General features: G+C 34.2%; 20 protein-coding genes, 1 rRNA gene and 1 other annotated feature. Of the genes, 20 read left to right on the top strand and 1 reads right to left on the bottom strand.

Features of this window, described 5'->3' with window-relative positions; translation table 11 throughout:
- The 7 genes from rrf to CHB72_RS21240 form a co-directional block, all read left to right on the top strand.
- A 5S ribosomal RNA gene (gene rrf / locus CHB72_RS21270) occupies positions 1-97 on the top strand; the annotation flags it as partial.
- A gap of 390 nt (positions 98-487) precedes the next feature.
- Positions 488-1,006: a transcription repressor NadR gene (locus CHB72_RS21265; protein WP_089284892.1), complete on the top strand. Its 519-nt coding sequence runs from the start codon at positions 488-490 to the stop codon at positions 1,004-1,006.
- A 96-nt stretch (positions 1,007-1,102) separates the two neighbouring features.
- Entirely contained in the window at positions 1,103-2,077 is a 975-nt protein-coding gene (nadA, locus tag CHB72_RS21260) for a quinolinate synthase NadA (RefSeq protein ID WP_330397101.1), read from the top strand.
- 14 nt (positions 2,078-2,091) lie between these two features.
- Positions 2,092-3,633 carry an L-aspartate oxidase gene (nadB, locus tag CHB72_RS21255; protein WP_242975224.1) on the top strand — a complete coding sequence of 514 codons (1,542 nt, stop codon included), beginning with the start codon at positions 2,092-2,094 and terminating at the stop codon, positions 3,631-3,633.
- A 22-nt stretch (positions 3,634-3,655) separates the two neighbouring features.
- On the top strand, positions 3,656-4,510 hold the full coding sequence (gene nadC / locus CHB72_RS21250; RefSeq protein WP_089284890.1) for a carboxylating nicotinate-nucleotide diphosphorylase: 855 nt from the start codon (positions 3,656-3,658) through the stop codon (positions 4,508-4,510).
- The gene (locus tag CHB72_RS21245; protein WP_089284889.1) at positions 4,510-5,559 is read left to right on the top strand and encodes a PTS transporter subunit IIC; all 1,050 of its coding nucleotides are present in this window, start codon (positions 4,510-4,512) and stop codon (positions 5,557-5,559) included. Before nadC ends, CHB72_RS21245 begins: the two co-directional genes overlap by 1 nt.
- 99 nt (positions 5,560-5,658) lie before the next feature.
- Complete coding sequence (locus CHB72_RS21240) at positions 5,659-8,433, top strand: UPF0182 family membrane protein (RefSeq protein WP_089284888.1); 2,775 nt, start codon at positions 5,659-5,661, stop codon at positions 8,431-8,433.
- 70 nt (positions 8,434-8,503) lie between these two features.
- Here CHB72_RS21240 and CHB72_RS21235 read toward each other — a convergent pair whose 3' ends face one another.
- Positions 8,504-8,707: a hypothetical protein gene (locus CHB72_RS21235; RefSeq protein WP_089284887.1), complete on the bottom strand. Its 204-nt coding sequence runs from the start codon at positions 8,705-8,707 to the stop codon at positions 8,504-8,506.
- Positions 8,708-8,875: 168 nt separating this feature from the next.
- Here CHB72_RS21235 and CHB72_RS21230 point away from each other — a divergent pair, with 168 nt between their 5' ends.
- The 13 genes from CHB72_RS21230 (at position 8,876) to CHB72_RS21180 (ending at position 23,047) form a co-directional block, all read left to right on the top strand.
- Positions 8,876-10,291: a sigma-54 interaction domain-containing protein gene (locus CHB72_RS21230; protein ID WP_089284886.1), complete on the top strand. Its 1,416-nt coding sequence runs from the start codon at positions 8,876-8,878 to the stop codon at positions 10,289-10,291.
- A gap of 230 nt (positions 10,292-10,521) precedes the next feature.
- Entirely contained in the window at positions 10,522-11,715 is a 1,194-nt protein-coding gene (locus CHB72_RS21225) for a hypothetical protein (RefSeq protein WP_089284885.1), read from the top strand.
- Between the two features lie 36 nt (positions 11,716-11,751).
- Positions 11,752-13,002 carry a Zn-dependent hydrolase gene (locus CHB72_RS21220; protein WP_089284884.1) on the top strand — a complete coding sequence of 417 codons (1,251 nt, stop codon included), beginning with the start codon at positions 11,752-11,754 and terminating at the stop codon, positions 13,000-13,002.
- Entirely contained in the window at positions 12,992-14,161 is a 1,170-nt protein-coding gene (locus CHB72_RS21215) for a M20 family metallopeptidase (protein ID WP_089284883.1), read from the top strand. Before CHB72_RS21220 ends, CHB72_RS21215 begins: the two co-directional genes overlap by 11 nt.
- A gap of 122 nt (positions 14,162-14,283) precedes the next feature.
- Positions 14,284-14,497, top strand: a binding site (T-box leader).
- 53 nt (positions 14,498-14,550) lie between these two features.
- On the top strand, positions 14,551-15,828 hold the full coding sequence (serS, locus tag CHB72_RS21210; RefSeq protein WP_089284882.1) for a serine--tRNA ligase: 1,278 nt from the start codon (positions 14,551-14,553) through the stop codon (positions 15,826-15,828).
- 44 nt (positions 15,829-15,872) lie between these two features.
- The gene (locus CHB72_RS27885) at positions 15,873-15,998 is read left to right on the top strand and encodes a hypothetical protein (protein ID WP_278277881.1); all 126 of its coding nucleotides are present in this window, start codon (positions 15,873-15,875) and stop codon (positions 15,996-15,998) included.
- 768 nt (positions 15,999-16,766) lie between these two features.
- Positions 16,767-17,360, top strand: coding sequence for a sigma-70 family RNA polymerase sigma factor (locus tag CHB72_RS21205; RefSeq protein WP_089284881.1), 594 nt, complete (start codon positions 16,767-16,769; stop codon positions 17,358-17,360).
- A 4-nt stretch (positions 17,361-17,364) separates the two neighbouring features.
- Entirely contained in the window at positions 17,365-17,460 is a 96-nt protein-coding gene (locus CHB72_RS28355) for a hypothetical protein (protein WP_408606583.1), read from the top strand.
- A gap of 260 nt (positions 17,461-17,720) precedes the next feature.
- The gene (locus CHB72_RS21200) at positions 17,721-19,532 is read left to right on the top strand and encodes a thiamine pyrophosphate-dependent enzyme (RefSeq protein WP_141131524.1); all 1,812 of its coding nucleotides are present in this window, start codon (positions 17,721-17,723) and stop codon (positions 19,530-19,532) included.
- Positions 19,525-20,139, top strand: coding sequence for an indolepyruvate oxidoreductase subunit beta (locus CHB72_RS21195; protein ID WP_089284879.1), 615 nt, complete (start codon positions 19,525-19,527; stop codon positions 20,137-20,139). Before CHB72_RS21200 ends, CHB72_RS21195 begins: the two co-directional genes overlap by 8 nt.
- Positions 20,140-20,160: 21 nt before the next feature.
- A complete protein-coding gene (locus tag CHB72_RS21190; protein ID WP_089284878.1) occupies positions 20,161-20,913 on the top strand; it encodes a 3-oxoacyl-ACP reductase family protein in 753 nt (250 codons plus the stop codon).
- Positions 20,914-20,943: 30 nt separating this feature from the next.
- Complete coding sequence (locus CHB72_RS21185) at positions 20,944-21,927, top strand: 3-oxoacyl-ACP synthase III family protein (protein ID WP_089284877.1); 984 nt, start codon at positions 20,944-20,946, stop codon at positions 21,925-21,927.
- A gap of 4 nt (positions 21,928-21,931) precedes the next feature.
- The gene (locus CHB72_RS21180; protein ID WP_089284876.1) at positions 21,932-23,047 is read left to right on the top strand and encodes a DUF362 domain-containing protein; all 1,116 of its coding nucleotides are present in this window, start codon (positions 21,932-21,934) and stop codon (positions 23,045-23,047) included.
- The last annotated feature ends 1 nt before the right edge of the window (position 23,048 follow it).

The following is a 23,048-nucleotide window of genomic DNA, read 5'->3' as shown; positions in this document are numbered from 1 at the left end:
GGTCACACCTGTTCCCATACCGAACACAGAAGTTAAGCCCTTCAGCGCTGATGGTACTTGGCGGGAAGCTGCCTGGGAGAGTAGGTCGTTGCGACGTGAATGAAAAAAGTTCTACAAAAACATGTAGAGCTTTTTTTAGTTTTCGTTTTGCGCTGAAAGGGCTTAAATAAATTAAGGAAGTTAAAAACCACTATAGATAGATGTTTTGACTGGTGAACTGCATGAGAGATAAGATAGATACTATTACAATAGAAAGATCTAGGTTTTTAACTAGGTGACCAGCACAAAAGTTACAAAGCAAACTTTTGGCTGTCTACCTAACCGCTGATGGTACTTGGCGGGAAGCTGCCTGGGAGAGTAGGTCGTTGCGACGTGAATGAAAAAAGTTCTACAAAAACATGTAGAGCTTTTTTTAGTTTTTGTTCCACGTGAAAAAGAACTATGTTAGAATGGTACTAATAATCAATAATATAGAGAGGTGAAATAGATGAACAGCAAAAAAAGAAGAGAAGTTATTATAGTTAAACTAAAACAAGAAAACAAACCTATTAAAGGAACAGAGTTAGCAAAGATTTTTGATGTATCTAGACAAGTAATTGTACAGGACATCGCTTTATTAAGGGCTCAAGGTGTAGATGTAATTGCTACACCCCAAGGATATGTAATGATTAAAAATGATAATAGAAAACTAACAAAAACCGTTGTTTCAAAACATACTAGCTACGAAGACATGAAGGAAGAATTACAAATTATGATAGATTATGGTGCTAGAGTTCTTGACGTAATTGTAGAACATCCCATCTATGGAGAAATTAAAGGTATATTGGACATAGGATATAAAAGAGAATTAGAAGAATTTATAGAAAAAATTAAAAAAGAAAAAGCAGAACCCTTATCCTCTTTAACCGAGGGAATCCATATTCATACCTTAGATGTACCAGATGAGAAAAGTTTTGAAAAGATGAAAGAAGCTCTTTTAGCAAAAGGTTACTTGATAAATGAGTAAAAATATGATATATTTTTTTACAACAGGTGACAAGACAAGTGTAAAAACACAAAGATTAAATTGCTATTTGGAATAATAGTAAGAAACTATAAGAATGTGTATTTTACTATTATATATTCATTATTATTAGAAAGGGTAGATACTATGACAAAAAATACAATGACAGATCAAGAAATGATACAGGAAATAAATCAATTGAGAAGAGAAAAAAAAGCTGTTATATTAGCTCATAACTATCAAGTACCAGAAATACAAGATATCGCTGATGTTGTAGGGGATTCTTTAAAACTAAGTCAAGAGGCTGCCAAAACCAATGCAGATATAATTGTCTTGAGTGGGGTACACTTCATGGCGGAGAGTGTAAAGATACTATCTCCAGATAGAAAGGTACTGTTGCCGGTTTATGATGCTGGATGCCCTATGGCAGATATGATTGATGTAGAAAAGTTAAGAAAATTTAAGGAGGAGAACCCAAATGTTCCAGTGGTATGCTATGTTAATTCCTCGGCAGAAGTAAAGGCTGAAAGTGATATTTGTTGTACCTCCTCCAACGCCCTAAAGGTTGTTAAAAGTGTTCATTCAGATAAAGTGCTATTTATTCCTGATAAGAATTTAGGGGACTATATTGACAGACAACTACCAGAAAAACAAGTGATTTCCTGGCAAGGTTTTTGTATTACCCATCATCGTGTAAAGACTACAGAGATAGATGCTGTTAGACAACAACATCCAGAGGCTTCTATATTAGTACATCCAGAATGCGCTCCTGAGATAGTGGAGAAGGCTGATTTTATAGGAAGTACATCGGAAATTATAAAATATGCCACTGAAAGTGATGGAAAAACCTTTGTTATAGGTACGGAGATGGGAGTTTTACACAAACTGAGAAAGAATAATCCCCATAAGAAATTCTATTTACTATCACCAGCCCTTGTTTGCTTCAATATGAAAAAGACAACTCTAAGAGATATCTATTTAGCTTTGTTGAACGAAGAGAAGGAAATCCTTGTAGAGGAAGAGGTTAGATTAAGAGCATTAAATTCATTAAAAAGAATGCTGGAAATCAGCTAAGGAGAGTAAAAATAATGAATCATAGATATGTTACTGATTTTAATATGGAGGTATTAAAAAAAGTAAATAGTGATATCGTTATTGTGGGTACTGGGATTGCAGGTTTATTTACTGCATTAAATATTAATCCAAAATATAAGGTAACCCTAATAAGTAAAGCTACCTTAGAAAAAAACAATAGTCAAATGGCCCAAGGAGGTATAGCAGTTTCAATAGATAAAGAAATCCATTTTCAAGATACTCTAAAGGCTGGGGGTTATTGTAATAATTTGGAGACTTTAAAGATATTAGTAGATGAATCTACTGAAAATATCCATAAACTGATGTTTTTTGGGGTGAATTTTGATAAAGATGAAAAAGGTAATTTAAAGCTGGCGAGAGAGGGTGGGCATAGTCAAAATAGTATTCTTCATGTGAAGGATGCTACTGGTAAAGAAATTGTAAAGATATTAAGTCAACAGGTTAGAGAAAGAAGGAATATAGAAATAGATGAAGATATTTTTGTTTTAGACATCTTAACAGAGGGTAACACAGCAAAGGGAATTGTAGTAATCAACAAAGAAGGAGAAAAGCTTTTTTATAAAGGAAAGGCGGTAGTTATTGCTACTGGTGGTATTGGACAAATATACAAAAATACAACAAATGATACAATAGCAACAGGGGATGGAATAGCTATGGCCTATAGAGCATCTGCTGAAATTGGAGATATGGAATTTATACAATTTCATCCTACTGCCTTCTATAGTGCTGAAGGAGGGCAGTGTTTTCTAATTTCTGAAGCAGTGAGGGGGGAAGGGGGAATCCTTAGAAATCATAATGGTGAAGCTTTTATGGAAAAATACCATGAAATGCAGGATTTAGCTCCAAGGGATATTGTAGCAAGAAGTATTTTTACAGAAATGAAAAAGAACCATAAGCCTTTTGTATATTTAGATATTACTCATAAATCTTCAGATTTTATTAAAAATAGATTTCCTACCATTTATAATTACTGTTTATCAAAAGGAGTAGATATGACAAAGAATTATATCCCTATAGCACCGGTAGAGCATTATGTTATGGGAGGTATATTGACAAATAAAGAAGGAAAAACCAATATAGAAGGATTATATGCCTGTGGAGAATGTGCCTGTACTGGAATTCATGGCAGTAACCGTTTGGCTAGCAACTCTTTATTAGAAGGAATTGTTTTTGGCAATAGAGTTGCCAATGCTATTAATCAATTCATTCCTAATTATAAAAAAGAAGATAGCGTTTTCTCTCACTACAATAATCCTAAAAAACCTATAGATCAAAAAGAAACTCCTATAGAAATACATTTTCTTAGAAAGGATTTAAAAAACATAATGCAACAGCAGGTTTGTATTGTAAGAAGTAAAGCAGAACTGGAAAATGCTTTAGAGGCAATCAAAGAGATAAAGGATCAATTAATGAAATATAGAGAAGATAATATGGACTATTATGAACTTAATAATATGGTAACGGTAGCAATGTTAATTATTAAAGCTGCATTAAAGAGAAAAAAGAGCATTGGCTCTCATTATCTAGTTGGTTAATGAATTATAGGGAGGGAATTGCTTGTATAACAGATTCTTAGTAGAAAAGATTATAAAAAATGCATTAATAGAGGATATTAATTATACAGATATTACCACAGATATCTTATTTAATGAAAACAATAAAGCGCAGGCTGTCATGAAGGCAAAAGAAGAAGGTGTTGTTGCAGGTATAAAAGTGGTGGAAATGGTATTTAAATTAATAGATGAAAGCATACACTTCACAGCCTTCAAAAAAGATGGAGACTTAGTAACTAAAGGAGAATCAATTCTAGAATTAAAAGGGAAAACAAAAAATCTACTAACGGGAGAAAGATTAGCTTTAAATTTAATACAAAGAATGTCAGGAATTGCTACTAAAGCTAAAAGCTATAATGATATAATAAAAGGATACCCTGTTCGAGTGGTAGATACTAGGAAAACTACTCCAGGGCTTAGAGTCTTAGAAAAATATGCTGTAAGAATGGGAGGTTGTCATAATCATCGCTTTAATCTATCGGATGCAGTATTGATTAAAGATAACCACATTAAAGCAGTTAGAAGTATTAAGAAGGCAATAGAAAAATGCAGAGAAAATATTCCTCATACTGCAAAGATAGAAGTAGAGGTGGAGACAATAGATCAATTAAGGGAAGCTCTCGAAGCAAAGGCTGATATTATTATGCTGGATAATATGAGTGTGGAAACTATGAAAGAAGCTGTAGCAATTACTAAGAAAAAAGCAATTTTAGAGGCTTCTGGGAATGTTATAGAAGAAAGATTATTAGAAATTGCAAAAATAGGGGTTGATGTGATTTCTGTAGGAGAGTTAACCCATTCAGTAAAGGCATTAGATATTAGTATGAATATCATTGATGATAAAGAGAGGGAATTTTGATGGAAATTAATAATACTAAAGTATCTATTAGAGACTACTTTACCAAAGCATTAAATGGTATGGCTTTGGGATTGTTTTCTTCACTAATTATTGGGCTTATATTGAAGCAAATAGGAGAACAAGTAAACATTCCATTATTGGCCTCCTTTGGACAAATAGCTCAGTTTTTAATGGGACCAGCTATTGGCGCTGGAGTGGCTTTTGCAGTGGGAGCTCCTTCATTAGGCATATTTGCCTCTATCGCCACTGGGGCTATTGGAGCTAACACTATATTTTTAACAGAGGCAGGAATCTATAGCATAAAGGTGGGAGAACCGGTAGGAGCTTTTGTAGCAGCTTTGATCGGGGCAGAAATAGCAAAACGAATAGCAGGTAAAACAAAGGTAGACATCGTATTAATTCCTGCTCTTACCATTATAACAGGAGGATTAGCCGGAAATTTTATAGGACCTGCTGTTGCAGCTATGATGACTGGATTGGGAGAAATCATTAATAGTCTTACTGTCATTCATCCAATTCCTATGGGTATTTTAGTAGCAGCCTTAATGGGTATGATTTTAACGCTACCTATAAGCAGTGCTGCATTAGCCATATCATTAGGCTTGAATGGATTAGCAGCAGGAGCTGCAGTTGTAGGATGTGCTACCCAAATGATAGGATTTGGTATAGCCAGCTATAGAGAAAATGGTTTTGGAGGTTTAATTGCTCAAGGATTAGGGACCAGCATGCTACAAGTACCTAATATCATTAAAAATCCCCTCATATGGATTCCACCAACACTAGCAAGTGCTATTTTAGGACCCTTAGCTACCTATGTATTTTATATGGAAAACAATAGTATAGGAGCAGGAATGGGCACCAGTGGTTTGGTAGGTCAGTTTGGAACCTTTGCCAAAATGGTTACAGAAAATGGAAATTCTTCCACTGTAGTACTGATAAAAGTAATCTTTTTACACTTTGTTTTGCCAGCTATTCTTACTTTTATTATTGCTGAATATATGAGAAAAAAAGGGTGGATTAAGCTAGGGGACATGAAATTAAATCAATAGTTTGAAAATAAAAGCTTCCTATAGTATAATGAAAATATATTATACTATAGGAAGTTTTTATTATGACTAAGTTAAATTTGTTAGTTACTATAAAGGAGAGTGGAGGATTTGAAAAATCGTAAAAAGCTATTAGGGGCTTTCCTAGCTATAGCTTTTTTTATTTTCATTGTTTTTTTTAGGCAGACTTTAAATTTTGTAGCTGATTATCAATGGTTTTCTGAGTTAGGCTATGGACAGGTATTTTTAACAAAGCTAAAAACACAATTAAAACTAGGTATACCTATTTTTATTGTTTCTACTGTATTTTATTATATTTATTTGATTATATTAAAAAAAGATTATTACAAGAAGACACAGGTTTATGATATAGGAACAAGTGAAAAAACAATAAATAAAATATTGATATTACCCTCTATATTTTTAGGTTTTATTACAGCTTCTTCAATAGCAGGGAAGCTATGGTTCAATCTGTTAACCTTTTTTCATGCAGAAGGTTTTGATTTAGCAGATCCTATATTTAACAAAGACCTATCTTTTTATATTTTTCAACTACCAGTAATAGAACAGCTGCTAAGCACATTAGTTGGTTTATTAGTGGCTTTAGTAGTAGTTACCTTTGTTTTTTATATAGCAATGTTTACAATAAAACAGCCAACCTATTATCAATCAGAACAAGAGGCAAAGTGGAACAAAAACTTTTTAAAGAATTTTACCCAATTAGGAATGAGGCAATTAACTATTATTGGGATGATTTTCTTTATTATTATGGCAGCAAACTTCTATTTAGGAGCTTATCATTTATTATATTCTTCTACTGGTGCTGTTTATGGGGCAGGATACACAGATATTCATGTAAGTTTGATTTTATATAGAGTACAAATGGTAATTGCTCTATTATCAGCTGCAGCTTTATTATATGGATACTCTAAAAAAGAATGGAAAAAAGCTTTGTTGGTACCAGCTAGTCTTATTTTGATTACTTTATTAGGAAATATGGCTGTTCTAGGGGTAGAAAAGCTAGTGGTAGATCCTAATGTTATGGCTAAGGAAACTCCTTATATTGAAAATAATATTAAATATACAAGAAGTGCCTATGGATTAAAGGATGTTACTGTTAAAGAGTTTGATGTAAGCAATACGTTAACAGTAGAAGATTTAGAAAATAATAAAGAAACTATTAAAAACATTCGAATTAACGATTATAGACCAACAATAGAATCCTATAACCAACTACAAGCCATAAGACCCTACTATCGCTTTGTAGATGTAGATATTGACCGATATAAGATTAATGGAGAGTATAAACAGGTTTTCTTAGCTCCTCGGGAGTTAGATCAAAACAAATTAAATGAAAATGCTAAAACATGGATTAATCAGCATTTAAAATATACTCATGGTTATGGTGTTGCTTTGTCGCCAGTCAATGCGGTAACCAGCGAGGGACAACCGGAGCTTTTAATTAGAAACATTCCTCCTATAAGTAGTGTTGATATAAATATTGAAAGACCTGAGATTTATTTTGGTGAATTAACAGACGAATATATTGTTGTAAATACGAAAGAGAAAGAATTTGATTATCCTTTAGGGGGGGATGCCAATGCGGAAACTATTTATGAGGGAACAGCGGGTATTCCTTTAAAGGGCTTCAATCGATTATTGTATACCCTTCGTCAAGGGAGTTTAAAAATATTGATTTCCAATAGTATCACCTCCGATAGTAAAATTGTCCTCCATAGAAATGTGGTGGATCGTGTTAATAAAATAGCTCCTTTTATTTCTTATGATGAAGATCCTTATATTGTCATTGAAGAAGGACGTCTTTATTGGATGATCGATGGTTATACCATCACTGGTAATTATCCCTATTCTACCCCTTATATGGCAGGAAGAAATAACTATATTAGAAACTCAGTAAAGGTAGTAATCGATGCTTATAATGGTGATGTTAGCTATTATATCTCAGATAATAACGACCCTGTTATTCAAACCTATAAAAATATTTTTCCTGAGCTATTTAAAGATTTAGAAGAAATGCCAGAAGGTCTTAGAAGTCATGTTCGCTATCCGCAAGTATTATTTGATATTCAATCAGAGGTCTATGAACTTTATCATATTACGAATCCATCTATTTTCTATTCAAGAGAGGATGTTTGGAATCTTGCTCAGGAAAGATATGACGTTAGTCAACAAAATATTGAATCTCAATATATGATTATGAAACTACCAGGGGAAGAGAAGGAAGAATTTGTTCTATCCGTACCCTATACTCCAAGTACACTCCCTAATATGACAGCCATATTGAAGGCTAGAAATGATGGTGAGCATTATGGCCAATTAATCCTTTATCAGCTACCAAAGGATAGAAATATTTACGGTCCAATGCAGATTGAGAACAGAATTGATGGAGATTCACAAATTTCCCAAAACTTAACCCTGTGGGGAGATGGGGGATCCTCTGTTATTAGAGGAAATCTTTTAGTGATTCCTATAGAAAATTCAATACTGTATGTTGAACCACTATACATTCGATCTTCTACACAAAACAGCTTACCAGAAGTTAAAATGGTTATCGTTGCTTATCGAGATCAAATTGTTATGGAAACAACCTTAGATTTAGCTTTGGAGAAGATTTTTGGTAAAACTACACCAACAGCTCCTGCTGAGGAAGGTGAGGAGAGGGAAGAAAGACCAGAAACGCCACAGGCCCCCGAAGAAGAAAAGGTAGAGGGTGTTGAAAATCTTATTAGAAGAGCAAATGAAGTGTTTGAAAATGCTAACCGTTCTTCTCAAGAGGGAGATTGGGCAGAATATGGGAGGTATATTAAGGAATTAGAGGAAATTTTGAAACAGTTAGACGTTGAAACCAGAAATTAAAAACACAAATAGGCACCCTCTGAAAAATTTTTCAAAGGGTGCTTTATTTAAATCAAGAACTTTTTTTAGCTTAAAAACGAGTTCTTAACTGCTTTAATTCTTCTAAAGACATATTATCTAATCCATTAGCTTTTCTAGCAAATTCATGACGAGTAATAACTCGCTTTTCGATGAGTAGTTCGATTAAGGTAGCAATAGCTAAGGTGTTTCTATAATCAATATTTTTCATATCACTTATTTGAGCAATAATATCTATCTCATTGGTACTTTTCATTTTATTAACCCCCTTAAAATTTTATTCCACAGGTAGTAGCACCAAACTGTACCTAAATAAAGTATTGCCTTTAACAAAAACTTTTTATACTTAAGAAATTGAAAAATTATGATATCATAGAAATAATAAAAAACCTAGTCTCTTTTATTATGGTGAGAGGTGAATAGTATGGAGGAAAAAGAAAAGGATTTCTTATTGCAGGAATTAAAGCAATATAAAGAAATATATGAGGAGTCAAAACTAATATTAGATAGCACTGTTGATTTTATCAGTATTGCTGATGATAAGGGAGTTTTTTTACGGATCAGTAAAGGGGCAGAAGAAAATTTTGGAGTTTCTGATGATGAAATTCTTGGTCAAAGTGCTTATTTGTTAGAAAAAAAAGGAATTATTGATAAATCTATGACAGTGGTTGTAATAGAAAGCAAACAAAAAGAATTTAGTATACAAAGAACACGTACTGGAAAAATATTTATGGTGACAGGAATACCTATGTTTGACGAGGTTGGAAACTTAAAAAAAGCCATCAATATTTCTAGAGATATTACAGAGGTAGAAAAATTAAACCATAGGCTGAAAGAAACAGAAGAGTTATTGGATTGGTATAGAGAAGAACTTCATAGAAAGCAGGAATTACAAGAAAATTTTATTATAGGAGAAAATCCTATAATGAAGAAGGTTTTGAACCTAATAAAGCAGGTATCAACTGTAGATGCAACTGTTTTATTGCAAGGAGAAACAGGTGTGGGAAAAAGTTTAATAGCTAAAACGATTCACAAGATGAGTCATCGTCGAGAAAAGCCCTTTATTCAAGTAAACTGTGGAGCTATTACTGAAAGTTTATTGGAATCAGAACTTTTTGGTTATAGTGAGGGAGCGTTTACAGGAGCATTGAGGGAGGGGAAGAAAGGATTTTTTGAGATAGCCAACAAAGGAACTTTATTTTTAGATGAGATAGCAGAAATTCCGCTTCATCTCCAAGTAAAGCTACTGCATGCTTTAGAAGAACAAGAAATCTATAAGGTTGGAGGGTCTACACCTATTAATATTGATATAAGAATATTGGTAGCTACCAATAAAGACCTTAGACAAATGGTAAAGGAAGGGAAATTTAGAGAAGATCTATACTATAGATTAAACGTACTACCTGTTTATATCCCTCCATTAAGAGAACGGGTAGAGGATATTCCTATACTAACTCATTTTTTCTTAAAAAAATATAATGAAAAATATTGTACTAATAAAAAGTTGACATTAGAGTCTCATAATACTTTGACAAGTCATTTTTGGCAGGGTAATATAAGGGAGTTAGAAAATGCAATAGAGAGATTGGTGATTACTTGTGATAAAGATTATATAGAAAGCGAGTACATATATCATAATTTATTCAATATCAAAGAGGAACCAAATATAGAGGTAAGAGGAATTATACCCTTGAAAGAAGCTACAAAAGAAGTGGAACGGCAGTTATTATTAAAAGCCTTTAAAAAATATAAAACGACTAGAAAAATTTCTGAAATATTAGAAGTTGATCAATCAACAGTTGCAAAAAAACTCAAAATCATAAAAGAACAGAAGCGATGATATATATCAAAAAGTGATGATATGTATCATCGCTTTTTTGAAAAATAGGTTCTAAAAAATTTTGAGTTTATTTTGGGGAGTCTTTTTATGAGGTTTATCAAGGTTTTAATAAAATTGTTTTATGAATTGAAAACTGGTATAGAAATTGCTTAATATTAAAAAAGTTTTTAAAACATTTAATTATTAAAAATGAATGCTATTTAATGTTATGAAAATGAGGAGGAATGAGAATGAGTACTATTACAGCTTTCTGTATTGTATTGGTAGTATTAGTTATTGGAGATGTGATCTCTACTAGAACAAAGGCATTTATACCATCAGTGTTTGTATCAGCAGTGATATTTTTAATTGGATTTTGGACAATTTTTCCTAAGGACTTAATCAATATTTCTAGTTTAGGGATGCCCTTTGCTCTATTGGCAATGTATTTATTGATTACCCATATGGGAACCATGATGAGTATTAATGAGCTTCTGGCTCAATGGAAGACGATTACCATAGCTTTAGCAGGAATCCTTGGTATCTGTATAGCTACTTTAACAGTAGGAAGATTATTATTTGGATGGGAAACCGTAATGATTGCTACACCACCTCTTACAGGAGGAATTGTAGCAGCTATTATTATGTCGGATGCAGCGGCAGCAAAAGGATTACAGGAATTAGCGGTATTAGCTATTGTTATGTATGTTATGCAGGGGTTTGTTGGATATCCTATCACAGCCCACTGTTTAAAAAAAGAAGGAAGACGGTTGATAGGATTGTATAGAGGTGGAAAAGTAAAGATCAAAGATAAAGCAAAAGCAGAAATGGCTGCAACCGTTGAGGTTTCTAAAAGTAAATTTAGAATATTTCCTGAAACACCAGAAAAATATAGAACAACTTATATGTATCTTGCAAAATTAGGTATTGTGGCTTGGATGGCAGTGGGTTTTGCTAATATTACCAATGAAGTTGTATCAAAATATGTGGTCTGTTTAATCTTTGGTGTTATTGCTTCAGAGATAGGCTTCCTAGAGAGAAAACCACTAAATCTATCGGGTTCCTTTGGATGGCTAATGACAGGATTAATGGCCTATATATTTGCCCAATTAGCTCAAGCTACACCAAAAATGTTGAGTGAAATTGTTGTTCCTTTAGGATGTATTATTATTTTAGGGGTTTCTGGTATGGGGGTGATGTCTACATTGGTGGGGAAAAAATTAGGTTTTTCCAAGGAAATGGCATTTGCGGTTGCCTTAACAGCATTATATGGATTTCCTCCAAACTATGTGTTAACAGAAGAAGCTTCAAAGGCTTTAGCTGAAACACCTGAAGAATTTGATTATTTAATGGATGAAATGCTTCCTAAAATGCTAGTGGGTGGATTTACCACCGTTACAATTGTATCTGTTTTGGTAGCGGGAATATTTATTAATTTTCTTTAGTCAATATAAAAAATTACATACATTAGGGGGAGCATAATGAAGACCAACTTAAAAAGAATACAAAAAGATATAGAAAACTTATCTAAATTTAATGCAACACCTGACTGTGGTTTAACAAGGTTTTCCTTTACAAAAGAAGATAGATTGGCACGGGAATATATTAAAGAGGAAATGAGAAAAGCTGGTCTATATGTATATGAGGATGCTGTTGGAACTGTTGTAGGAAGATTAGAAGGAAAAGATAAAGATGCTTCCATTATTATGGTAGGCTCCCATTATGATTCTGTTAAAAATGGAGGAAATTTTGACGGACCAGCAGGAGTTTCAATGGCACTAGAAATTGCTAGAACTATGAAGGATAACAATGTACAAGTAAAGTATCCTATTGAGTTTCTTGCTTTAATTGAAGAAGAAGGTGGAAGGTTTGGGATTGGATTGTTTGGCAGTAGAGGAATGGTGGGAAAGCTTACAAGGAATGAATTAGATCAACATAAAGATGTTGAAGGAATTTCGATTGCTGAAGCTATGAAGAATTTTGGTTTTGATCCTGATAAAATTCAAGAAGCCATTAGAAAACCAGAGAGAACAAAAGCCTTTTTTGAATTACACATTGAACAGGGACCCGTATTAGAACACAATGTGAAGGATGTTGGAATTGTTGAATGTATTGTAGGTATACGACATTTAGAAGTTATTATAAAGGGAAGACCAGATCATGCAGGAACTACTCCAATGAACATGAGAAGAGATGCCTTAGATGCTGCAGCTACTGTTATTAGCCAAATCAGTAATATAGCTAAAAAAGCAGAAAAAGGCACCGTAGCTACGGTAGGGGTTTTAGAGGTTTTGCCAGGGGCTACCAATATTGTACCAGGGGAAGTAAAGTTCACAATAGATATTCGTTCAAAAGATGAAAATTCCATAGATCAGGTAATCAAAGATATCATTGATGCTCTAAAAAAAGAAGCTAAAGAGAAAAGGATTTGTTATACAAATGCAGAAAAACTCAGAGTATCTCCAGTAAAATTAGATGAAGATATTATTAAGAAATTCAATAAAAACTGTAAAAAATTAGGGTTTTCCAAAGTAGATATGTTAAGCGGAGCAGGACATGATGCCATGATGATGGCTGAAATTACAAAAGTAGGATTAGTTTTTGTTCCTAGCAAAGATGGAAGAAGTCATTGTCCTGAAGAATGGACAGGATATAAAGATTTACAAAAGGGTATAGAGTTAGTTTATCATACAATATTAGATGTTGCGGAGGTAGTAAAAAATGAAGATTAAAGATTTAGCAAAAAAATATAAAGAATATGCGATAGATATGAGAAGAGAATTTCATATGTATCCCGAGGCAAGTTGGGAGGAGATAAGGACTTCTAAAAGAATACAAGAAGAACTAAAGAAAATGGAGATACCTTTTGATGTAGTGGCTAGAACAGGAGTTGTTGCAACTATAGAGGGAGAAAACAAAGGAAAAACTGTAGCACTTAGGGCGGATATGGATGCTCTTCAAGTAGAGGAATATAATGAAGTTTCCTATAAGTCAACAAATGAAGGTATTATGCATGCTTGTGGTCATGATGGGCATACTGCCATGCTATTAACAGCGGCAAAAATTTTAAAAGATATGAAGAAAGATATTGAAGGGAGTATAAAACTATTCTTTCAACCAGCAGAAGAACTGGCTCAAGGAGCAAGAAAGATGATAGAAGAAGGTGTCATGGAGGGAGTAGATAGTGTATTTGGTATCCATCTTTGGAGTGATGTAGAAGTGGGAAAAATCTCTATAGAAGAAGGACCCAGAATGGCATCAGCAGATTTATTTAAAATCTATGTCAAGGGATTAGGAGGTCATGGGTCTTTACCACATCAAGGAATAGATGCTGTTGTAGCAGCTTCTGCTATTGTCATGGATTTACAATCGGTTGTTAGTAGAGAAATTAGTCCTTTAGAGTCAGCTGTAGTAAGTGTAGGCAGCTTCCATTCAGGTACAAGATTTAATGTAATTTCAAACGAAGCTATTTTAGAAGGAACCACAAGGTGTTTTAATCTTGAATTAAGAGAAAAGTTCTCCAGCATCTTAGAAAGAATTATCGTCAATACAGCTAAAAGTTATCGTGCTGAAGGTTCATTAGAGTACACTTTTGGTACACCTCCTGTCATCAACGATAAGGAATGTTCTGAAATAGCTTGCAAATCAGTTGAGAAATTGTTTGGAAAAGAAGCTATTGAAAAGATGGAAAAAGTCACAGGTGGAGAAGATTTTGCAATGTATTTGGAAAAGACCCCTGGAATTATAGCTTTTGTTGGTGCTAGGAATGAAGAAAAAGCAGCTAATTATCCTCATCATCATGGAAGATTTAATATTGATGAAGATGCATTAGAAATAGGAGCTGCTCTTTATGCACAGTATGCCATTGACTTTTTAAGTAAAGAAAAATAGAAACAAAGAATGAATAGATATTTATCATCAAGGAATAATAGCATAATATAAATGTTATCATAACAAAAACCATTGAAAACAGTTAAAAACTATGATAAACTAATTTCAAAATATGAATACTAATAAAGGCAAGGAAAAGAAATAGTAAACAGGTAGCTTTTTCAGAGAATCGGTGGTGGGTGTAAACCGATAAAGTCGACTGTTGAATCCATCTTAGAGCCATGTACTGAAGAATAGTAGGTACTATCGGTTTGCAACCGTTAAATGCTTGAGAGAGGGTTAGTAGATACTAATCAACTAGGGTGGCAACGCGGAATAAAAGCTTTCGTCCCTTTACAGGGGTGAGGGCTTTTTTTGATTTCAATTTTATATAAAGGAGGTTAAAATAAATGCTGGATATTAAAAGGATTAGAATGGATTTGGATAATATAAAGGCTGCTATGGCTCGAAGAGGTGAAAAGGGATTTGATTTAGATGAAGTGGTGGAATTAGATGAGAAGAGAAGGGAAATCTTACAACAAGTAGAACAAATGAAGAATCAGCAAAAAACTGTTTCTAAAGAAATTCCTAAGCTAAAAAAAGAAGGTAAAGATACAACAGAAATTATGAATCAAATGAAGGATTTATCTAATACTATTAAAGATTTAGATAATGAGGTAAAAGAAGTAGAGGATAAAATGCAGTACCTACTTCTAAGGATACCAAATGTTCCTCATCCTGATGTGCCTCAAGGAGAAACCGATGACGACAATGTAGAGGTAAGGAAATGGGGAGAACCAAGAAAATTTGAGTTTGAAATAAAAGCTCACTGGGATTTAGGAATAGATTTACACATTTTGGATTTTGAAGCTGCGTCTAAAATAACAGGCTCAAGATTTACCTTATATAAAGGACTAGGAGCAAGATTAGAAAGGGCTCTAATTAACTTTATGCTGGACTTACATATAGAAGAACATGGATATACAGAAGTAATACCTCCTTTTATGGTAAATAGAGACAGTTTAACTGCAACAGGACAATTACCAAAATTTGAAGAAGACGTTTTTAAAATACCCCAAAAAGATTATTTTTTAATCCCTACTGCAGAGGTACCAGTTACTAACATACATAGAGATGAAATTTTAAATGAAGAAAATTTACCGATTTATTATGTATCCTATACTCCTTGTTTCCGTTCTGAGGCAGGATCTGCTGGTAGAGATACAAGAGGTCTTATTAGACAGCATCAGTTTAACAAGGTGGAGCTAGTAAAATTCATAAAACCTGAAGAATCCTATGAGGAATTGGAAAAACTAACAAATAATGCAGAAAAAGTATTGCAATTATTAGAGATCCCCTATAGAATTGTAAAAATTTGTACTGGTGATCTAGGTTTTACTGCTGCTTTTAAATATGATATTGAAGTTTGGATGCCTAGCTACAATAAGTATGTAGAAATTTCTTCCTGCAGTAACTTCGAAGATTTTCAGGCTAGGAGAGCGAATATAAGGTATAGAACTAAGGAAACAAAAAAGGTAGAATTTCTTCATACACTAAATGGCTCTGGTTTAGCGGTAGGAAGAGCTTTAGCAGCTATTTTAGAGAACTTTCAACAGGAGGACGGAGCTGTAGTAATTCCAGAAGCATTAAGAAAGTATATGGGAAATGTCGATAAAATAGTAAAATAATAGAGGGAGAATATCTCCCTCTAAATAGCAAGTGGTTGGGGAAGTTGGGTTTTAGGATAGGACAAAAGGTTTTAGTAGAAGAAGGGTACAGGCATTTGATTATATCAGTAATTACCCCTGAACAGGAAATAGTACAACAGAAATCAGTAGAAAATAAGAAGCGAAAGTAACGTGAAGAGGTTTGGGTAAATATGCCCGGCCTCTTTTTTTTATATTTAGATATTTTTGGTAGGACTAAGAAGGATAAATAAAAAAGAAGTAAGCCGATGAGTGGTTTTTTACCAGTAAATAAGTTTTAGATTGCAAATCGAATAGCAATTGGAACTAGAAAGAAGAGGAGATGCCCTGTTTCAAAAGATTTACACGGTAGATTTTCTTTCGAAGAAGAGAACGGAAAACAACGGTGAAGTTCCACAATATTATATTAGAAGAAAGCCATCTTTCTATAATAGATAATGTAATGTTATTTGATGAGACAGAGATAGAACGTCAAATTGAATAAAGGATTGAGATACTGGTTGAGGTGATTCGATGTCTCCTTGACCGTTTTTTTTTATATATATCCATAAAATACGATAAATAACTATATATAATATTAAGATAATTAGTTTAATGAAAATGTGGTAAAATACTACATCTTTATGTATATTATAATGTCAATTTATTAATTAGATATCACCAATTATATATATACAATTTACAAAATTGAAGGGAGATTATAATGAAATTGAGAAAATATGTGCAGTGCTTCATGATGTAAGGGAAGGTGCATTCTACAAAATCTAACTTTTTAAAAAAATTTCTCTCCTATACACCAGTTTTCAACAACGTTAGCAAAATTCGTCAAAAAAAGACGAATTACAGACGTTTACAAATTCCACCATAAGGTTGCTTGGGATAGTATATATTAATAATTTTTTAACAAAAGGGGGATTTATATGGAATTATACGATCTATTAAAAAGAGCAAAGGAAAATGATAAGGATGCTACCTATGAAATAATAAAAGATTTTGATGCTACCTTGAAAAAACTAAGCAAGTGTTTACACTATGAAGAAGCAGAAATCGATTTAATCATTGAGCTTTTAATACTAATAAAAACCATTGATATGAAAATATTTAAGTATTCAACGCATAAGCAAATTGCTAAATATATACACATGCATTTAAAGAAAAGAACTTTAAATTTGTTTAAGAAACATAAAAGTAAGTTTAAGGAGTTCGTGGAAATAAACTATGAGATAATATCAGATCAAACCATAGGGGATATAGAGAATATTGCTTTGATATCTATATTGATTCAATCCTTAGTGAAACGGCAACAGGATGTTATTATTTTGGAGTTTATACAAGACTTTTCAGAAAAAGATATAGCCAAAATACTAGGAATTAGTAGACAAGCTGTTAATAGAACTAAAAATAGAGCTTTAGATAACTTAAGAAGAGTTTTTATAGAGGATAGATGCGAATCAATTGAAAGAAAAGATGATAGAGTTAATGCTCAACCAAGGGTAAAGAGAGCTTTAGTATGAAAATATTATATCTAATTTAATTGAAAAACTAAATCTGCTAGAAGAGATTAAGGAAGATCTATCAGAAATTAAGAATTTTTTTCAAAATAAAGAAGCTTAGAATCTAGATTTTATCAGATTTCTTATTCGAGATAGAAAAAAATTATTTTTTTTATTCAAGGGGGGTTTACATTTTGAACCCAAAAGTTGCTTGTATATAGTGAGAAGTAAATAATTGGTTAAAAATTCACAGGATATAAATTTAAGGTGTGTGAGTAAAAGGTACATCATGCTTACCTTAGAGAATCGAAAGTTTTTTGTTAAGTGAATGAATTTCTGATATAGCCTCCTTGGATAAAAATTTCAAAAGATCTCTGCGGAGTGAAAACAGGGAATAGGGGTGAAAGTATGGAAGAAAAAAAGGTTGTAGCTGGCAATGAAGCTGCGGCGATTGGAGCTTACGAAAGTGGAATATCGGTAGCCACTGGTTATCCTGGAGCTCCATGCAGTCAGGTGTTGGAATATATTGAGAGATACGAGGATATTTATTGTGAATGGTCTACCAATGAAAAAACTGCAATGGAAACTGCAATCGGTGCTTCCTTTAACGGAAAAAGAAGCTTTGTTGTGATGAAAACGTTGGGACTTAATGTAGCAGCAGATGCTTTGCTTCAGTACTCTGGTACCAAAATAAATGGTGGAATAGTTGTCTTGGTTGCTGATGATGTCGGTCGGATTGTTGGAGATGATTATCAAGATAGTCGAAATTATGGAATTGCAGCACAAATTCCTGTTTTAGAACCTGCCGATAGTGAAGAGACTAGGCGTTTTATCAAATTTGGTTACGAAATTAGTGAAAAATACAGTATACCGGTTATTTTGCGGATGAATGCGATAACTAGCAAAAGCAAGAGTGTAATTAAAGTTGATCCTGATCTTACGGTCACACAATCAGAACATATTCGCTACAATTATTGTGCACAAAAAATGGTAACAAATGTTATTAGATTTGGGTTTAGCAATTATAAAGAAAAAGATCTTGTAAAATATTGGCACAATTTTAAACAATATTGGAATAAATTGAAACAGGATTGTAACGATTTTTCCGTAAACACCCTAACCCTTGCTAGTAAAAAGATAGGAATTATTGCGAGCGGGGTGTCCTACTACTATGCTAAAGAAGTAATGCCGAATGCATCCTATTTAAAAGTGGGTATGGCTTATCCTTTGCCGGAAAAATTGATTAGACAACTTGCTAATTATGTAGATGAACTCTACATCATTGAGGGATTTCAACCAGTACTTGAAAAAGAAATCAAAGCTCTTGGAATACCAGTTAAAGGTTCAGAGATTTTTCCGCGTTTTCCATACGCATTATACTTTACATCAGACATCATAGCCGAAAAAATACTAGGCTTATTACCTGATAGTGCATTTCCCTTTAAAAATGTGATTCCTTTTAGAATTCCAACAAATTGTCCAGGTTGCCCACACCTCTTTTTGTTTTATCTGCTTCACAAAAATCAGATAAAATCCTCTGGTGCTATCGGCTGTGCAGGTCTTGGAGCTCTTCCACATATTGGACAGATTGATATTGTTCAGTGTATGGGTTCTTCAATCGGAATTGCACACGGATACAATAAAGCAGCAAAAAACAACGAAAAGTTTGTAGCGATTACAGGTGATGGTGAATTTTGGCACACTGGAGTTAATAATCTGATTAATGTTGTTTATAACAAAGGTAATGTAACTACGATAATCATGGATAACTTCACTGTTGCTATGACCGGTGGACAGGGTAATCCTTCATCAGGCTATGGATTAGGTCATGAGGTTAACCGATTGAGCATAGAAAAAATATGTGAAGCAATCGGTGTCGCAGATATTCAAATTGTTGATCCTTACAATCTGGAAGAGTTTGAAAAATGTGTTACCAGTACTTTTAAGCATGATAAACCGGCTGTTATTATTGCCCGGAGACCGTGTTTGGTATTTAGCTGTAGATCTGAAAAAAAAACATGTCAGATAACTGATCGTTGTAAAGGTTGCCTGAAATGTGCAAAAATCGGTTGTCTTGCTATTGAACTTACAGAAGGAAATGGTCAAACCTTTGCTTTGATCAATCCCCATCGCTGCATAGGTTGTGGTCTGTGTCAACAAGTCTGTCAAATAGGAGCGATTGAATATGCATAAAAACGATAATGGAAAAAATATTATTCTTTGTGGTTTAGGTGGCCAAGGTGTTGTATTATCTAGTGATATTCTTGCAGATTATTTTTTAGCTCAGGGATATGATCTGAAAGTATCAGATATTATGGGACTCGGCCAGCGTGGTGGATCAGTAGTAACTCATATCAGGTATGGGAAAAAAATTTTATCACCACTCGTCAGAGAAGGGACAGCTGACTTGATAATTGCTTTCGAAAAAATTGAAGCGATTCGCTGGGCTCACTTATTAAAACCAGATGGTATTTGTTGTGTAAATAGTTATGTTGAAACTCCAACAACAGTTACGTCTGGCCTGCAGACAATGATCGATGTAGAACAATATTTTAATATCTTGAAGCAAAAATCAGATGTGCAAATAATTGACATAGATAAATTTATTCAAGTCCATAATCTTTTAAGACAAGTTTCTAATATTATCATGCTAGGCTATGTTTCAAAAGTATTTAACTGGGTTCCAGAAGTCTTTTACGAAATTTTAGCTGGGCGAGTCAAGGAAGAATATCTGGTAATGAACAAGGAAGCATTTAACCTTGGAAGAGAATTGGCATTGAAGGTTTGCGCAAAAAAGTAAAAGAATGTGAGGTGAGGGTAGTTGAAATTACGCAATAAAGTTGCCATTGTAACAGGTGGTAATCGTGGTATTGGGGCTGGTATAGTCGAAGAATTGGTTCAAGAAGGTGCTAAACTTGCTATTTTTTATAAGAGTAATCACACAGCAGCGGAAAAAATCAGGAAAAAGTTAGACAGGTTAAATGCTGAGTATCGTTTTTACTTAGTAGACATTACCGATTATAGTCAGGTAGAAACAAATATTCAAAGAGTTATCGAGCATTACGGTCAGATTGACATTCTCGTAAACAATGCAGGAACAATACGTGATAACTTATTTCCAAAAATGACGTTAGATGATTGGGAAATTGTCATGAAAACCAACCTGATGGGGGTATTTAACTGCACCCGTTGCACTTTACCCTATATGTTGGCTCAAGGGAGCGGTAGAATTATTAATATATCATCCATTTTAGCATTCTTTGGTAACGTTGGTCAGACCAACTACTGTGCTGCAAAAGCTGGGATTATTGGCTTGACCAGAGCTGTGGCAACAGAGGTAGCGGATAGGGGTATTTGTGTTAACGCTGTTGCTCCGGGTGCTACGGCAACCGAGATGTTTGAACAGGTACCAGAGAAAATAGCAGAACATTTTCTCAAATGCATACCTATGGGTAGAATTGGTGAAGTGAAAGATGTAGTAAATTTGGTACTCTTTCTTGCGAGTAAGGACGCTGACTACATCAACGGTCAGATAATTGCTGTAGATGGCGGTCTAACATTAAGAGGTTTTTAACCTTAATCATACACAGGAGGTGTTTCTTTAGTGCGATCAGTATGTATTTATGGAACAGGATCTTATGTTCCAGAAGAAGTAGTAACAAATGAACAATTAGCAGCAACTGCTCCAACAAAACCTGAATGGGTGGAAACTCGGCTAGGTATTAAAACCAGAAGAAGGGCACGAAAGGATGAAAGCACATCTGATATGGCTGTAGAAGCAGCACGTAAAGCTCTTGAAATGGCTAAAATGGAACCGGAAGAAGTCCAATTAATCATACTTGCGACAGTTACTCCAGACCGTCTGGTGCCTTCTGCAGCAACAACAGTTCAACATAAACTGGGAGCTGGAAATGCCGTAGCTTTTGATATCAATGCTGCCTGTCCAGGGTTTATTTTTGCGCTTTCCACTGGAACCCAATTTATAAAAAATGGATTTTTCAAAAATGCATTGATTATCGGTTCAGACACTCTATCGAAAGTAAACAACTATCAGCATAGGAATTGTGTTTTTTTTGGTGACGGTGCTGGTGCTATCGTGATTAAAGATAGTAACAGTTCCAATGGAGTTCTTGCTATTGATTTCCACTCAGATGGAGAGGGGACTGATGATTTGACCGTCAGAGGTTGTGGTTCGGAATGGCCTGCATCAGTAGAAGTACTTGAACAAGGTGGGCAATTCCTAATAATGGATGCTAAAAAAGTTTACAAAAAAGCTGTGGTTGGTATGCCAGAATCTATTAAAACTACACTAAATATTGCAAACTTGACAACAGATGATATTACATTTGTTGTTCCACACCAACCCAATATATCACTTCTGAAAGACTGTATCAAAGAATTAGGAATTCCAGAGGATAAACTAATTATTACTCTTGACCAGTATGGAAACTTTTCTAGTGGAAATATTCCACTGGCCCTCGACAAAATAAACAGGGAAAGAAGGCTTAAAGAGGGAGATATTCTTGCTTTTACTTCTGCAGGTGCTGGATGGACATGGGGTTCAATAATTATGAGGTGGGGTGAATAGTGAAATGGAAAACACTGTAGCAATGACACAATGTTATGATTACCAACAAGAAAAAGTGGATACAGCAGTGGAGAAAGCCGTAAACCTCTTAGGCGGAATAGAAACTTTTGTTAAACCGGGTGATAAAGTATTGTTAAAGCCAAACCTGGTTTCACCTCTTAAACCAGAAAAAATGGCGACAACTCATCCTACAGTAATCCAAGCCATTTGCAAACTACTGAAGAAAGTTGGAGCAGAGATCTGGATTGGAGATTCTGGTGTACATGGTACATCAAAAATTTTTGCAGCCTGTGGAATCGAAGAAGTAGCCAGGAAATATGATTGCAAGATCTGTGATATTGATCGCTATGAGACGGATTTTGTATTTAAGAAATCCAACCGATTGATGAAGAAAGTCCCTGTTAGTAAATACGTTACTGAAGCAGATGTAGTTATTAACATTCCAAAGGTAAAGATCCATGCAGGCGTATTGTACACAGGAGCAGTAAAGAATCTTTATGGTACAATTGTTGGCAAAAAAAAGACTGAAATTCATGCCAACACTCAAACGATGGATAACTTTTATCTTGTGTTGCTGGATATTCTAAACGCAGTGAAACCTCAGTTGACTATTATGGATGGAATTTATGGGATGGAAGGTAATGGCCCGACAAACGGGACACCTGCAAAGACTGGAATGATTCTTGCGAGTCGAAATGCGGCAGCCTTAGATGTTATAGCAGTAGAACAGATTGGCTTAAATCTGAAAGATATCGGTTACTTAACCAAAGCAGTGGAACTTGGTTTTTCCCCGCTCAGAAAAGAGATTCAAGTTGTTGGGGATTCTGTACCTATGGTGAAGTACAAATATCCAGTGAAAGCTCTAGTTGTTCTAGGAAAAATTATTATGAAAATCACCCCACCCATCTATAATGCGTTACTTAAACCAGTTCCCAAATTTTTGAAAGATAAGTGTATCAGATGCCAGGAATGTATAAAAATTTGTCCGACAGAGGCTCTCACAATGGACAAACTTCCTATAGTTGATCGAAAAAAATGTGTTAGTTGCTTTTGCTGTCATGAAGCATGTTTATACAATGTGATTGTCCGAAGTGATGAGAAAAAACGTAACAGGAGGTAAA

The sequence above is a fragment of the Anaerovirgula multivorans genome, assembly GCF_900188145.1.
Taxonomy (GTDB): domain Bacteria; phylum Bacillota; class Clostridia; order Peptostreptococcales; family Natronincolaceae; genus Anaerovirgula; species Anaerovirgula multivorans.
Note: the sequence above shows the minus strand (reverse complement) of the source record. Positions and strands in the feature narration are given on the sequence as shown.